This window comes from Caulobacter sp. GW821-FHT05F04, assembly GCF_059419665.1.
Genome location: NZ_JBWKSF010000006.1, coordinates 264,153 through 278,395, shown reverse-complemented (window position 1 = coordinate 278,395; position 14,243 = coordinate 264,153). Strand labels below are relative to the sequence as shown.

The 14,243-nt window shown below is 67.0% G+C and carries 15 protein-coding genes; 8 read left to right on the top strand and 7 right to left on the bottom strand.

Annotated elements, in window-relative coordinates; all coding sequences use genetic code 11:
* The first annotated feature begins 13 nt into the window (after positions 1–13).
* A complete protein-coding gene (locus AC07R7_RS17435) occupies positions 14–457 on the top strand; it encodes a Ros/MucR family transcriptional regulator (protein ID WP_492840080.1) in 444 nt (147 codons plus the stop codon).
* Between the two features lie 185 nt (positions 458–642).
* Here AC07R7_RS17435 and hemA read toward each other — a convergent pair whose 3' ends face one another.
* From hemA to AC07R7_RS17405, 6 genes are all read right to left on the bottom strand, one after another.
* A complete protein-coding gene (gene hemA, locus AC07R7_RS17430) occupies positions 643–1,869 on the bottom strand; it encodes a 5-aminolevulinate synthase (protein WP_492884274.1) in 1,227 nt (408 codons plus the stop codon).
* Between the two features lie 178 nt (positions 1,870–2,047).
* The gene (mmsB, locus tag AC07R7_RS17425) at positions 2,048–2,944 is read right to left on the bottom strand and encodes a 3-hydroxyisobutyrate dehydrogenase (protein WP_492840082.1); all 897 of its coding nucleotides are present in this window, start codon (positions 2,942–2,944) and stop codon (positions 2,048–2,050) included.
* 76 nt (positions 2,945–3,020) lie between these two features.
* Positions 3,021–3,824 carry a class I SAM-dependent methyltransferase gene (locus AC07R7_RS17420; RefSeq protein ID WP_492884272.1) on the bottom strand — a complete coding sequence of 268 codons (804 nt, stop codon included), beginning with the start codon at positions 3,822–3,824 and terminating at the stop codon, positions 3,021–3,023.
* Positions 3,825–3,880: 56 nt separating this feature from the next.
* On the bottom strand, positions 3,881–4,933 hold the full coding sequence (locus AC07R7_RS17415; RefSeq protein WP_492884270.1) for an enoyl-CoA hydratase/isomerase family protein: 1,053 nt from the start codon (positions 4,931–4,933) through the stop codon (positions 3,881–3,883).
* Between the two features lie 9 nt (positions 4,934–4,942).
* Positions 4,943–5,554, bottom strand: a complete 612-nt coding sequence (locus AC07R7_RS17410) for a histidine phosphatase family protein (protein WP_494636043.1) — start codon at positions 5,552–5,554, stop codon at positions 4,943–4,945.
* Positions 5,551–6,696 (bottom strand): isobutyryl-CoA dehydrogenase, encoded by a 1,146-nt coding sequence (locus tag AC07R7_RS17405; protein WP_494636042.1) that lies wholly within the window; start codon positions 6,694–6,696, stop codon positions 5,551–5,553. Before AC07R7_RS17405 ends, AC07R7_RS17410 begins: the two co-directional genes overlap by 4 nt.
* A 229-nt stretch (positions 6,697–6,925) precedes the next feature.
* Between AC07R7_RS17405 and AC07R7_RS17400 the strand changes: the two genes are divergently transcribed.
* From AC07R7_RS17400 to AC07R7_RS17375, 6 genes are all read left to right on the top strand, one after another.
* On the top strand, positions 6,926–7,390 hold the full coding sequence (locus AC07R7_RS17400) for a DUF2147 domain-containing protein (protein ID WP_494636041.1): 465 nt from the start codon (positions 6,926–6,928) through the stop codon (positions 7,388–7,390).
* Positions 7,391–7,530: 140 nt separating this feature from the next.
* Positions 7,531–9,030: a flavin-containing monooxygenase gene (locus AC07R7_RS17395; RefSeq protein WP_494636040.1), complete on the top strand. Its 1,500-nt coding sequence runs from the start codon at positions 7,531–7,533 to the stop codon at positions 9,028–9,030.
* 57 nt (positions 9,031–9,087) lie between these two features.
* A complete protein-coding gene (gene hemB / locus AC07R7_RS17390; RefSeq protein WP_494636039.1) occupies positions 9,088–10,089 on the top strand; it encodes a porphobilinogen synthase in 1,002 nt (333 codons plus the stop codon).
* A gap of 1 nt (position 10,090) precedes the next feature.
* Positions 10,091–10,954 (top strand): helix-turn-helix domain-containing protein, encoded by an 864-nt coding sequence (locus AC07R7_RS17385; RefSeq protein WP_494636038.1) that lies wholly within the window; start codon positions 10,091–10,093, stop codon positions 10,952–10,954.
* A 30-nt stretch (positions 10,955–10,984) separates the two neighbouring features.
* Positions 10,985–12,097 carry a serine hydrolase domain-containing protein gene (locus tag AC07R7_RS17380; protein WP_494636037.1) on the top strand — a complete coding sequence of 371 codons (1,113 nt, stop codon included), beginning with the start codon at positions 10,985–10,987 and terminating at the stop codon, positions 12,095–12,097.
* A gap of 47 nt (positions 12,098–12,144) precedes the next feature.
* Positions 12,145–12,540, top strand: a complete 396-nt coding sequence (locus AC07R7_RS17375; RefSeq protein ID WP_492884254.1) for an NUDIX hydrolase — start codon at positions 12,145–12,147, stop codon at positions 12,538–12,540.
* 110 nt (positions 12,541–12,650) lie between these two features.
* Here AC07R7_RS17375 and AC07R7_RS17370 read toward each other — a convergent pair whose 3' ends face one another.
* Positions 12,651–13,256 carry a TetR/AcrR family transcriptional regulator gene (locus AC07R7_RS17370; RefSeq protein ID WP_494636036.1) on the bottom strand — a complete coding sequence of 202 codons (606 nt, stop codon included), beginning with the start codon at positions 13,254–13,256 and terminating at the stop codon, positions 12,651–12,653.
* 72 nt (positions 13,257–13,328) lie between these two features.
* Here AC07R7_RS17370 and AC07R7_RS17365 point away from each other — a divergent pair, with 72 nt between their 5' ends.
* Positions 13,329–14,171 (top strand): metal-dependent hydrolase, encoded by an 843-nt coding sequence (locus AC07R7_RS17365; RefSeq protein WP_494636035.1) that lies wholly within the window; start codon positions 13,329–13,331, stop codon positions 14,169–14,171.
* The last annotated feature ends 72 nt before the right edge of the window (positions 14,172–14,243 follow it).

The following is a 14,243-nucleotide window of genomic DNA, read 5'->3' as shown; positions in this document are numbered from 1 at the left end:
AATGGGGTATCTCATGGCGTCTCAAGGCGGCGGCACGGACACGACGAGCGACAACAACGTCGATATTCTGGGGCTCAGCGCCGAGATCGTGGCGGCTTATGTAGGTCAGAACACAGTCTCTCAGACGGCCATTCCGGACCTGATCCGTACGGTCCACCAGGCGCTCGCCTCGCTGGGCAACGGCGGCGAGGCTCCGCAACCGGCCGAAAAGGCCAAGCCGGCGGTTCCGGTGGGCCGCTCGGTGCAGCATGACTTCATCGTCTGTCTGGAGGACGGGAAGAAGCTCAAGATGCTCAAGCGCTATCTGCGCTCGCACTACGACATGAGCCCCGAGGAATACCGTCGCAAGTGGGGCCTGCCGCCCGACTATCCGATGGTGGCGCCGGCCTATGCGGCCCGCCGCTCGGACTTCGCCAAGAAGATCGGCCTGGGCAAGGGCGTGCGCCGGGGAAGCTGACCGCCTCTCGCCGTTCGGGCACGCGAACGCCGCCGGACTCCGGCGGCGTTTTTCGGTTCGACGATGTGCGGTCTGGTCGAAGCTGAAGGTGCGTCTGATCCCCTGAACGTGGCGAAGACCACGTTCAAAATGTTTGAGATAGAGCCTGTTTATCCGCTTCGGATAAAATCCGAAACGGACAGGCTCTACGCCGCGTAGCCGCCCATGCGGGCGACATTGCAGTGAGCCCACAGCTTTTCCATCGCCGCGACCAGCTTGCGCATCATGTCGTCGGTATGGAACGGAGTCGGGGTGAAGCGCAGGCGCTCGGTGCCGCGCGGCACCGTCGGGTAGTTGATCGGCTGCACATAGACGCCGTGATCGGCCAGCAGCATGTCGCTGATCAACTTGGTGTGGACGGGATCGCCGACCAGCACCGGAACGATATGGCTCTCGTTTTCCATCACCGGCAGGCCGGCGGCCTTGAACATGGCCTTCAGGGTCGCGGCGCGCTCCTGGTGGATCTCGCGCACTTCCGGGTGCTGTTTCAGCCAGCGGACGCTGGCCAGCGCGCCGGCCACCAAGGCCGGCGGCAGCGAGGTGGTGAAGATGAAGCCCGCGGCCATCAGGCGGATGGCGTCGATCACTTCGGCGTCGCCGGTGATGTAGCCGCCCATGACGCCGAACGCCTTGCCGAGCGTGCCTTCGATGATGTCGATCTCGCCCATCAGGCCGTCGCGCTCCGCGACGCCGCCGCCGCGCGGGCCGTACATGCCGACCGCGTGGACCTCGTCCAGATAGGTCATGGCGCCGTACTTCTTGGCGAGAGCCGCCGTGGCGCGGATGTCGGCGATATCGCCGTCCATCGAATAGACGCTCTCGAAGGCGACCATCTTGGGCGCGTCGGCCGGGGCCGCCGCCAGCAGCTCTTCGAGATGCTCAAGATCGTTGTGGCGGAACACCTTGCGCGGACCGCCGCCATTGCGGATGCCGGCGATCATCGAGGCGTGGTTCAACTCGTCCGAGAAGATGATCAGGCCGGGCAGGATCTTCTGCACCACCGACAGGCTGGCCTCGTTGGAGACGTAGCCCGAGGTGAACAGCAGCGCGCCTTCCTTGCCGTGCAGGTCGGCCAGTTCCTGCTCCAGCAGGACGTGGTCGTGGTTGGTGCCCGAGATGTTGCGTGTGCCGCCCGAGCCCGAGCCATGCGCGTCGACGGCGGCCTTCATGGCGTCCATGACGACGGAATTCTGACCCTGGCCGAGATAGTCGTTGCTGCACCAGACCACGACTTCACGTTCCGAGCCGTCCTGACGGGTCCAGGTGGCGCGCGGGAACTGTCCACGCTGTCGCTTAAGGTCGGCGAAGACCCGGTAGCGGCCCTCTTCGCGGATCTGGTCAACGGCGCTGCGGAACGCGGCTTTGTAGTCCATGTCGGTCTCTAAACCACCGGCCGGATGGTCCGGGGGTCCCCTTAGTTCATGGCTCGGCTTTTCGCACCAAGCGCCGTTGGTGTCCATCTAGGGACGTTTACCTAGCAAATTGAAGTACGCGATTGGCCGCATCGACTTCGCCAATGAACTCCGTCGCGGATGCGGCGTCTTCGACGATTCATCCAAGCTGCGCCAGCTTTCCGCGCAGTAACTGGATGATGGCCGAGAAGTCCTTGCCGCCGAAGCCGTTGCCGTCGAACAACGCGTACAGCGCCTCGGCCTGCGCCCCCATCGGCGTGCTGGCCCCAGCCTTGGCGGCGGCCTCCTGGGCCAGCTTCAGGTCCTTCAGCATCATGGCCGAGGCGAAGCCGCCCTCGTAGTGGCGGTCGGCCGGGGTCTGGGGCCCCACGCCCGGGACCGGACAGTAACTGGTCACTGACCAGCACTGGCCCGATGACTTGCTGGCGATCTCGAAGAAGCGATCTGCGTCCAGACCCAACTTCTCGGCGAGGGCAAAGGCTTCGCAGGTCCCCAGCATCGACACGCCCAGCAGCATGTTGTTGCAGATCTTCGCCGCCTGCCCCGCCCCGTGGTCGCCGGCGTGGATCGTCACGCGCGACATCGGGTCCAGCGCCGCCTCAATGGCCGGAAAGTCCACGGCCGCGCAGCCGACCATGAAGGCCAGGGCGCCGGCCTCGGCGGCCATCACGCCGCCCGACACCGGCGCGTCGGCGAAGCGGAAACCGGCCTCGGCCGCCTGCCCGGCCACAGCGCGGGCGCTCTCGACGTCGATCGTCGAGCTGTCGATCAGCAAGGCGGACTTGGGCGCGCTCTTCAGAATCTGCTCGCCATAGACGGCGCGCACGTGCGGACCGGCCGGCAGCATGGTGATCACCACCTCGGCGTCCGCCACCGCCTCGGCCACCGAGCCGGCCGCCTGGCAGCCAGCCGCAACCGCCCGTTCGACCGCCGCCGCCGACAGGTCGAAAGCGTGGACCTCGTGGCCAGCCTTGGCCTGATTGGCGGCCATGCCGCCGCCCATGTTGCCCAGGCCGATGAAGGCGATGCGGGTCATTGTAGAGCTCCCAGAAAATGCGAACCGCGCCTCATGGGCGCGGCTCTTATCGTTGAGTATCGTCGGGCCTTCCGGCTCAGCGCGCCGTGGCCGGCTTGCGGAACTTGTAGACGAACTGGTCGGTCTTCCCGCGGATCGACGGGTCGTAGACGTTGGCCTTGCGGGAGTCGGCCGGATCCTTCAGCACGCGGCTCTCGCCCTCGAAGATGAAGCCGGCGGCCGTGACCTCGGACCTCACCACCGCCGAGTCGATGCGGTGCAGGGTCTCGGTGTCGCGCAGGCCCGAGCCGGCCTCGGCCGAATGGTCGATAACCAGGAACACGCCGCCCGGCTTCAGAGCTCTGAAGATCTGGCGGTTCACGACCGACAGGTCGGCCGGCCCCATGAACTTGTCGTGCATGTCGTGATAGTTTTGGGCGGTGAACACCAGATCCAGCCTCTCCGGCGTGGAGAAGTTCGGCAGCGTGTTCAGGATCACCTTCACGTTCGAATAGGCCGGATCACGGGCGATGGCGTTCACCGCGGGCTCGCGATTGGCCAGCTTGGTCAGCTCGTCCGGCACATAGGCATAGACCACGCCCCTGGGGCCGACCGACTTGGCCAGGATGCGGGTGAAGTAGCCGCCGCCGGGGATCAGATCGGCGACCTTCGCGCCCGGGCGCACCCCGGCGAAGGTCAGGACCTCGCCCGGATGCCGGTTGGCGTCTCGGACCATGTCGGCGGCCGGACGCGACGGATCGCTGAGCGCGGCGGCGATGTTCGGCGAGATGGCCGCGGCCGCCGGGCCCGAAGGCGGCGGCGGCGGAGGTCCCATCATCGGCTGGGTGGCGCAGGCCGCAAGGCCCAGCACGGCGACGAGACTGAGAAGCGGCTTACGCATGGCAATCCTTCCGAACCGACGTGTTCTTGTTGTGCGACCCTAACCTAGCGTGACGGCTACGTCAGCGGCCTCCATTCCTCCCCGCGGGGAAGCGGAGCGAAAATCTCCTCCAGCATGGCGTCCGTGACCCCCTCGAGGGTCGCGGGATTCCACTTCGGGGCGTTGTCCTTGTCGACGATCACGGCCCGGACGCCCTCGATGAAGTCGTGCTTCATCACCACCCGCGAGCCGATCCGGTACTCCATGACCATGTTGTCAGCGAAGTCGGTCATGGCCGCGCCGCGCTTCAGCTGCTCGAAAGCGACTTTCATCGTCTGGGGCGACTTGGTCCGCATCACGGCCAACTGGGCCTTGCCCCAGTCGCTGGAGTCGAGGGTCAGGAACTCCACGATCTCCTCGACGGTCTCGCCGACGAACAGGCGGTTGAGGTCCTGCTCGAAGCCCAGCAGCGCCGCCTTGCCAGCGTCGGCGCGGTATTTCTTGAGGATCTCTTCGATGCGGCGGGGATCGGCGATGATCGCCTTCTTCAGCCCCGCCACGGCGCCGAACTCGACGAAGTGGGTGGCTACTCCCAAGCGCATGCAGTCCGCGCCCTTGATCCGCGCGCCGGTCAGGGCCAGCCACAGCCCCGCCTTGCCCGGCAGGCGCGGCAGGTACCAGCCGCCGCCGACATCCGGAAACAGGCCGATGCCGGTCTCGGGCATGGCGAAGGTCGTGCGCTCGGTGGCGATCCGCACATGGGCCGGCATCGAGATGCCGACACCACCGCCCATGACGATGCCGTCCATCACCGCCACGACAGGCGTGTCATAGGTGAACAGCAGGTGGTTCAACTGGTACTCGGTGTGGAAGAACCGTCGCGCCTCGACGCCGTCCTTGGCCCCGCTGTCGGCCAGCATCCGGATGTCGCCGCCGGCGCAGAAGCCGCGCTCGCCCGCATGGTCGATCAGGACCATGTAGATCTCGGGATCTTCCCGCCAGTCCAGCAGCGCGCCGATCATGGTCTCGCACATGCCAAGCGTCAGGGCGTGCAGGGCTTTCGGGCGATTGAGCGTGATGCGGCCGACGTTCTTCTCGACGCGGATCAGGACTTCGGGTTCGTCGGTCATCGATAGGTCCTAGGCGGGTTCGGCGACGGGCGCGCAGTCGAAGCGGTCGATCTGACCGGCCGTGAGGCGATAGACGGCGTCCTGCGGGATGTCCTGGGCCAGAGTCTCGGCTTGCGACAAGCCGGCATAGGCGCCGCGCAGCAGCCGGCCGGCGACGCCGTGGCTGACGACGATCAGCCGGCGCTCGGGCTCGGCCGCCTGTTCGCCCAGCCAGTGGGTAATGCGGGCCATCATGGCCTCATAGGTCTCGCCGCCCGGCGCGTGGAAGCCCCAGGCGTCGTCGCCGTGAAGATGCGGTTTCTCGCCTCTCACCTCCTCGCGGAGGCGGTTGGACCATTCGCCGACGTCGATCTCCACCAGGCGTTCGTCGGTCGCGACCGACAGCCCCAGATGCGCGCCGATGGTCTCGGCCGTGTCGCGCGCCCGGCGCAACGGGCTGGCGACGATGCGCCACTCACCCAGGGGGCCGGCCGGCGGGTCGCGGCGAACCAGGTCGAACAACAGGTCGGCCATGGCTCCCGCCTGGGCGCGGCCCAGCGGCGTCAGGTCCGACTCCGACCGCCCCTGCAGACGGCCTTCGCGATTGTGGAAGGTCTCCCCATGGCGACAGAGATAGATCACTGCCGGAACATCTCTCGGGCGATGATGACGCGCATGATCTCGTTGGTCCCTTCCAGGATCTGGTGCACCCGCAGGTCGCGCACGATGCGCTCCAGCGGATAATCCTGGAGGTAGCCGTAGCCGCCGTGCAACTGCAAGGCGTCATTGGCCACCTGGAAGCCGGCGTCGGTGGCGAACCGCTTGGCCATGGCGCACAACTTGGTCGCTTCCGGGTGGCGATTGTCCAGGGCGTGGGCGGCCCGGCGCACCATCAGTCGGGCGGCCTCCAGCTCGGTGGCCATGTCGGCCAGCTTGAACTGCAAGGCCTGGAAGTCCTTCAGCGCTTTGCCGAACTGATTGCGGGTCTCCATGTAGGCCTTGGCCGTGTCGAGGGCGAACTGCGCCCCGCCCAGCGAGCACGAGGCGATGTTCAGGCGACCGCCGTCCAGGCCCATCATGGCGAAGCGGAAGCCTTCGCCTTCCTGGCCGATGCGGTTCTCGACCGGCACGCGGCAATTGTCGAAATTCACCTGCGCCGTCGGCTGGGCGTTCCAGCCCATCTTGCGCTCGTTGGCCCCGAAGCTGAGCCCTTCCGTCCCCTTCTCGACCACGAAGGCCGAAACGCCCTTGGCGCCCTCGCCGCCCGTACGCGCCATGACGACATAGACGTCCGACACGCCACCGCCCGAGATGAAGGCCTTTCCACCGTTCAGGACATAGTGGTCGTCGTCGAGCTGGGCGCTCGTGCGCATGTTGGCCGCGTCCGAACCCGAGCCCGGCTCGGTCAGGCAGTAGCTGGCGATCAGCTGCATGGTCGTCAGACGCGGCAGGTAACGCTTGCGCAGATCCTCGGAGCCGAAGCGATCGATCATCCACGAGGCCATGTTGTGGATGGTCAGATAGGCGGCGGTCGGCACGTCGCCGTAGCTGAGCGCCTCGAAGATGATCGAGGCGTCTAGGCGCGACAGACCGCTGCCCCCGACATCCTCGTTCACATAGATGCCGGCGAAGCCCAGCTCGGCGGCTTGGCGCAGAGTCTCGACAGGGAAATGCTTCTTCTCGTCCCACTCGGCCGAGAACGGGGCAAGCTGTCCTTCGGCGAAAGCGCGAGCCGCATCCTGGATTGCGACTTGATCTTCGTTCAGCGCGAAATCCATGCGCACTTCCTCCCGTTCGGGGCAAAGCCGCCCTCACCTTCTTGGCCGCTGACGTGCCGCGCCGTGCGCCAGCTGTCAACGCGTGTCGCGCGGGCCTCCAAGTGTGGCCTGAAATCCTCCGTTACACGGTGTGTAGCGACTCAGGCGTCGCACCCCCTTGATAACCATCGCCTTTCGGCCCAAATGCCGATCTCGAGTCTGGGCGTTCTCAACAATAACATTTGCATCGACGATTATGCGTTTCGTGAAACTTGCACTCGCCGCTCTTGTCGCGGCCCTGGGGATGGCCACGGCCGCGGTCCCGGCCCATGCGGCCGAGGGCGGCGACATCGCGCGTAGCTATGGCGTGTGGCGTAACCCGCACAACACCGTGCACCTGGAAATCAAGGATTGCGGCCCCAGCACCTGCGGCGTCGTCGTGTGGGCCAGCGCCAAGGCCGAGGCCGACGCGCGCAAGGCGGGCGCCGACACCCTGATCGGCAAGCAACTGCTGCGTGACTTCGAGAGCCAGCGCGACGGTTCGCTGAAGGGGCGCGTGTGGGTCCCGACCCTGAAGGTCACCCTCGTGGGGTCGGCCGACATCATCGACCCCAAGACCATGCGCGCCAAGGGCTGCGTGATCGGCAACTTCCTGTGCAAGTCGCAGCTGTGGACCCGCATCGACGGACCGTCGATGCTGGCCGCCCGCACGGCGCCCTGACCTTTTCGCCCGAACGCGCAAACGCCGCTTGATTCAGCTCAAACGGCGCAGCACCCTCTAAGTGTACGTTGATAACCCAGGCGTCCGAAGAGACGCCGGGGGCAACTTGGCCGTCTGTCGGCCAGCACGGGAGGAACGACATGACCGAGGCGGCGACGCTTTCGAAGACCGCGTCAGGCGCGGCTACACAGCATTTCGACGTGATCATCGTGGGCGCGGGCATTTCCGGGATCGGGAGCGCCTATCACCTCGGCGTGCAACGACCGGGGACGACCTTCACGGTGCTGGAGGCGCTCGAGAGTTTTGGCGGCACCTGGCTAACGCACACCTACCCCGGCATCCGCTCGGACAGCGACCTCTATACTTTCGGCTATCGCTTCAAGCCGTGGGTCGGCCCACCGATCGCCACCGCCGCGGAAATCCTCGACTACATGGGCGAGGTGATCACCGAGAACGACTTGGCGCGCCACATCCGATATCGGCGACGGATCGTCTCGGCCAGTTGGTCGTCCGCTGACAAGCTCTGGACGCTGGAGGTCGCCGGCCCGGACGGCGCCGAGCGCTACACCACCAACTTCCTGTGGATGTGCCAGGGCTATTACCGTCACTCGGTGGGCTATACGCCCGACTGGCCCGGCATGTCGGACTACAAGGGCCGGATCGTGCATCCGCAAACCTGGCCCGACGACCTCGACTTGAAGAACAAGCGGGTGGTGGTGATTGGCTCTGGCGCGACGGCCGCGACCCTGGTTCCCAACATCGCCGGCGACTGCGCCCATGTCACCGTGCTGCAGCGCTCGCCCACCTACTTCGTACCCGGCCGCAACGAGAACGAGCTGGCCAACGTCCTGCGCCAGCTGGAGATCGACGAGACCTGGATCCACGAGATCGTCCGCCGCAAGGTGCTGTTCGACCAGAACGAATTCACGCGGCGCTCGGTCGAGGAGCCCGAAGTGGTCAAGGCCGAGTTGCTGGAAGGCGTGAAGGCGTTCCTGGGCCCGGACTTCGACATCAAGACCCATTTCACGCCGCGCTATCGTCCGTGGCGGCAGCGCATCGCCTTCGTGCCCGACGGCGATCTCTTTCAGGGCATCGCCTCCGGCAAGGCCTCGGTGGTGACCGACGAGATCGACCGCTTCACCGAGACGGGGCTGCTGCTCAAGTCCGGCAAGATGCTGGAGGCGGACGTCGTCGTCACGGCGACGGGCTTCGACCTCAGCGTCCTGGGCGACATCGCGTTCGCGGTGGACGGCAAGCCGCTCGACTTCGCCAATACGGTCACCTACCGCGGCATGATGTTCACCGGCCTGCCGAACCTCGTCTGGGTCTTCGGCTATTTCCGAGCCAGCTGGACCTTGCGCGCCGACATGATCGGCGACTTCGTCTGCCGGCTGCTGGCCCACATGGAAGCCAAAGGCGCGCGGCAGGTCGAGGTCGCCCTGCGGCCGCAGGACGCGGACATGAAGATCGGCGAATGGATCGATCCAGAGGACTTCAATCCCGGCTATCTGATGCGGAACATGCATCTGCTGCCCAAGGCCGGCGACAAGCCGGAGTGGCGACACACCCAGGACTACTGGACCGAGAAGGACCTCTTCCCGACCCTCGACCTGGACGATCCGGCGTTCCGCTATTCTTGAGCCTCTTAAGGGCCCCATGAACTTGCCTAGAGAGGCGGCGCGGTTCAAATCAACGTCATGACCGTTCCGCCCCTCGCTCCCTATCCCGCCACCCGCCTGCGCCGCCTGCGCCAGGCCGACTGGACCCGCCGCCTCGTCCGCGAGACCGAGGTCCGACCATCGGACCTGATCTGGTCGATGGTGGTGCACGAAGGCGAAGGGACGATCCCTATCGCCTCGATGCCGGGCGTCGAACGCCTTTCCGTCAGGGAAGCCGCCAAGGCCGCCGTCCGCGCCCGCGACCTGGGCATCCCGGCCATCGCCATCTTCCCGCACATCGACGGCTCGCGGAAGGACGCGACCGGCTCGATCGCCGCCGATCCGGACGGCGTCATTCCGCGCGCCGTCAAGGCGATGAAGGACGCCGCCCCCGAGGTCGGGATCATGTGCGATGTGGCGCTAGACCCCTTCACCGACCACGGCCACGACGGCGTGATCGAGGGCGGCAGGATCCTCAACGACCCGACCATCGAGCGCCTGGTCGAACAGGGGCTAATCCAAGCCGAGGCCGGCGCCGACATCCTGGCCCCGTCCGACATGATGGACGGCCGCATCGGCAAGCTGCGCGCGGCGCTGGAAGGCGCGAACTTCCAGGACACGATGATAATGTCCTACGCGGCCAAATACGCCTCGGCCTTCTACGGTCCGTACCGCGACGCCATCGGCTCGGCCAAGCTCTCCGCCGGCCAGGGTGACAAGAAGACCTACCAGATGGACCCGGCCAACACCGAGGAAGCCATCCGCGAGGTCGCGCTCGACATCGCCGAGGGCGCGGACATGGTGATGGTCAAGCCGGGCATGCCGTATCTGGACATCGTGCGGCGCTTGGTCGAGGAATTCCGCATGCCCACCTACGCCTTCCAGGTGTCGGGCGAGTACGCGATGATCATGGCCGCCGCCCAGAACGGCTGGATCGACCACGACCGCGCCATCCTCGAAAGCCTGTCAGCCTTCAAGCGCGCCGGCGCGGCGGGCGTCATCACCTATTTCGCCCCCTGGGCCGCCGAGAAGCTGGGCTGACGTGGCCGCGCCGAGGACCGCCTTCAGCCAAGGCCGGTTCTATGGCGCGCCGACCGTCGAGCGCCAGCTTCAGGGCGTGCGCCTGGCCCACCTCAAGGCCACCAAGCGCGCCGAGCACGTCGACGAGCACAGCCACGACGACGCCCACTTCGTGCTGGCCACCCACGGCCGCTATGTGACCACCGCCGCCGGCCCCGAGACCGAGGGGCCGGTGCTGGTCTTCAACCCGCCGGGCGTGGTGCATCGCGACCGCTTCGTGGATGTCGGCGGCTATTTCCTGGCCGTCAGCTTCGCCCCTACCGACTGGCGGACCCTGGCCGACGCCGGGCGCGGCGCGGCCATCGACGCCCTTCGGCTGACCGGTCCCGCCGCCCGCCGTGCCGCCCTGCGCCTGACCCGCTCGCTGCTGGCCCGCGACGCCGAGACGTTGTCGCTGGAGGGCCTGAGCCTGGAGCTGGCCGCCCAGGCGCTGGCGCCGGCCTCGGACGGCGACAGCCGCCCACCCTGGCTGGACCGCGCCGAGACCTATCTGGCGGATGCGTTCGACCAGCCGATCAGCGTCGCAAATCTCGCCGAGATCGCCGGCGTGCATCCGGTCCATCTGGCGCGCGGCTATCGCCGCTGGCTGGGCGCGGCGCCGGGCGACCGGCTGCGCGCGCGACGGCTGGAGCGCGCCGCCGACCTGCTGATGCGCGGCCGCGACCCGATCGGCGAGATCGCCCTGGCCTCCGGCTTCTGCGACCAGAGCCACCTCAATCGCCAGTTCCTCAAGGCCTATGGCGTCACGCCCGGCGAGTTCGCCCGGCTGTGCGGTCGCCGGCCGGAAGTTTCAAGCGTCCAAGACGAGACCGCCGACGCGGCCTAGACGGCGGAGGTTCCTTTTGGAGTTCACGCCTTGAAAGCCTTCGCGTTCGCCGCCGCCCTCGCACTCGCTCCTCTTTGGGCGCCGCTCTCGGCTCACGCCGCCGACTGGCCCACGGCCACGCCCGCCGCCGAAGGCCTCTCGGCCTCCAAGCTCGACGCGATGTCGGGTGCCATCAAGGCCGGACAGTTCCAGCAGATCACCAGCGTCCTGGTCGCGCGCCACGGCAAGCTGGTTTTCGAAGCCTATTACGACGCCGATCAGAAGGACGGTGGTCCCGAGGCGCGGCGCAACACCCGCTCCACAACCAAGACCGTCACCGCCATGCTGGCCGGGGCCGCCATCGCCCGCGGCGCCCTGTCCGGCGTCAACGCGCCCATCAAGGCCTACCTGAAAGGCCGGCCGCCGGTCGCCAATCCCGACCCGCGCAAGGACAAGGTCACGGTCGAGGACCTGCTGACCATGAGCTCCATCGCCGAGTGCGACGACGACAACCAGTTCTCGCGCGGCAACGAGGAGCGGATGTACCTAATCGAGGACTGGGTCGGCTTCTATCTGGACCTGCCGGTGCGCGGCTTCCCGGACTGGATGCCCAAGCCCGAGGCCTCGCCGTATGGCCGCAGCTTCAGCTACTGCACCGCCGGGGTCGTGACCCTGGGTCAGGTCGTCCAGAACGCCGTGAAGAAGCCCCTGCCTGCCTTCGCCGACGAGGTGCTGTTCAAGCCGCTCGGCATCGAGGCCCCACACTGGCAGATATCGCCCAAGGGCCTGGCCATGGGCGGCGGCGGTCTGGGCCTGCGTAGCCGCGACCTGCTGAAGCTGGGCCAGCTCTACGCCAATGGCGGCCGGTGGGACGGCAAGCCGGTGCTGCCGGCCGACTTCGTGAAGGCGGCCGTCGCGCCCCACGCCAACGCCCGGGAGAACACCGACTACGGCTACCTGATCTGGCTGCAGACCTTCCCAGGCTCTGATGGCGCCGGCCACAAGGCCTGGGTGATGAGCGGCACGGGCGGCCAGAAGGTCGCCATCGTACCGGACCTCGACCTGGTGGCGGTGATCACCACCGCCAACTTCGGCGTCCGCCAGCCGCACGTCATCGCCGAGAAGCTGCTGGCCGAGCACATCCTGGCGGCGGTCGAGAAATAGCGCCGCGAAGCCCGGAAAAGAATCGGGGACGCGGCTATCTTCCCGGGATGAGCCGCGTCCTCGACATCGTCACCGCCGTGATCCGCGACCAGGACGGCCGCATGCTGCTGGTCCGCAAGCGCGGCACGGCCACTTTCATGAAGCCCGGCGGCAAGCGCGACGCCGGCGAGGACGATCTCACCACCCTGGCGCGCGAGCTCGACGAGGAGCTGGGCTGCCGGCTGGTCCATGCCGAACTCCTGGGCCATTTCTCGGCCCCGGCCGCCAACGAGGCCGGCTTCACCGTCCAGTCGGCGACCTATCTGGCCACGGTCGAGGGCGACATCGCCGCTCAAGCCGAGATCGAAGAACTGGTCTGGATCGACCCGGCCGCGCCGGGCGACCTCCGCCTGGCGCCCTTGCTGACGCAGGCCGTCCTGCCGGCGCTGCTGGCCCGCGCCTAGAGCCTGTCCCGTTTAGATGGAACCATCTAGACGGGATAAACAGGCTCTAGAATCAAACATTTAGAGCCCTTTTGAACGCTTTAGATGATTCCATCTAAAGCTAAAGGGCCCTAGGCCTTGCCGCCCATGGCGGTGATCCGTCCCGCGACCATCTCCAGCGCCAGTTCACGCGCGCGGCCCGACGGCCGGCCCAGCAGCTCGCTCAGCGTCGGCCCGAACAGTCCCACCCCGATCGCCAGGATGATGTTGACCAGGATGAAGTCGACGATCTTGTCGCGCTCGACGCCGACGTCGCGCGCCAGCCGCGTCTGAACCACCGCGTCGACGACCTCTCGCACCAGGGTCATGCGCCGCCCTTCCCCGGTCAGCTCCAGCCACGCCGCCAGCCGCGCCACGCCCTTGGCCTCGAAGGCGTCGAACAGGGCCTGGGCCCCGAAGCCCGGCGAAACACCCTGCGCGTTGAACCCGACGATGATCTTGTCGGCCAGTTGCCGGATCATCCGCTCCATCAGCGCCGTCTCGACCCCGGCGATCGAACCGAAGTGGTGGATGACATTGGCGTGGACCACACCGGCGGCCTTGGCGACATCGGCCAGCTTGATGGCCTGGGGGCCGTGTTCGACCAGCAGGACTTCGGCGGCCGCGAGGATGTTCTCGCGCGCGGCCTCGGGCGTACGACGCACGCGGGTCTTCGGGGCTGAAGCCTCTATTGACATTTTTGTCAGTACAACTCACTCTGCGCCATCGAGCGGCTTAGACAGCCCTAAACCGGCGGAGCGCATAACGCCATGATCGACACCAAAACCACTCCGGCCGACCTGGACGTCACCCCGCGCGACATCCGCTTCGACCTCGCCGACGCCCAGAAGGGTCACTGGCTGGGCGGCGATCCCGTCGGCACGGCGGTGTTCAACGCCCTGTCCCTGACCTTCCCGGACGGCGAGCGCCTGTTCATGGACGCGGTGCGCAACTACCGCCACCTGCTGACCGGAAAGCTGCTGGACGACGCCAGGAACTTCATCGCCCAGGAAGCCATCCACTCGCGCGAGCACCATCAGCTGAACAGCCTGATCGATCGCACGCGCTATCCGGTCGCCGAGATCGAGGAGACGGTGAAGGGCCGCGTGAAGATGGCCCGCGAGCGCGGCCAGATGGCCATGCTGCTGTCGACCATCGCGCTGGAGCACTTCACGGCGATGATGGCCGAGACCCACGCGCGTCATCAGGACCTGTTCGACAAGGCCCACCCCGAAGTCGAGAAGCTGTGGCGCTGGCACGCCATGGAGGAGACCGAGCACAAGGCCGTCGCCTACGACGTCTTCATGGTCGCGACCAAGGACTGGTCGCCGCGTCGCCGCTATATGATGCGCTGCCGGGCCATGTTCTTCGTGACCCTCATGTTCACCCGCAACATCTGCCGCTACGCCGCCCGCCTGCTGGAGGCCGACGGCTATTCGCCCAAGGCGGCGCTGAAGGCGGTCAACGCGTTCGTGTGGGACAAGCCGGGCCTGTTCCGCCGGGGCTGGAAGACCTATTTCGCCTGGTACCGCCCCGGCTTCCACCCCTGGGACCAGGACGACCGCGCCGCCTTCGCCGGCTGGAAAGCCGAGTTCGACTCGGCGGCGGCGTAGGGTCTTTCGAACCAAAACACCCGATCTCCCCGGCGAATGCCGGGCCCAGATCCATCCTGAACGTCAGCCGCG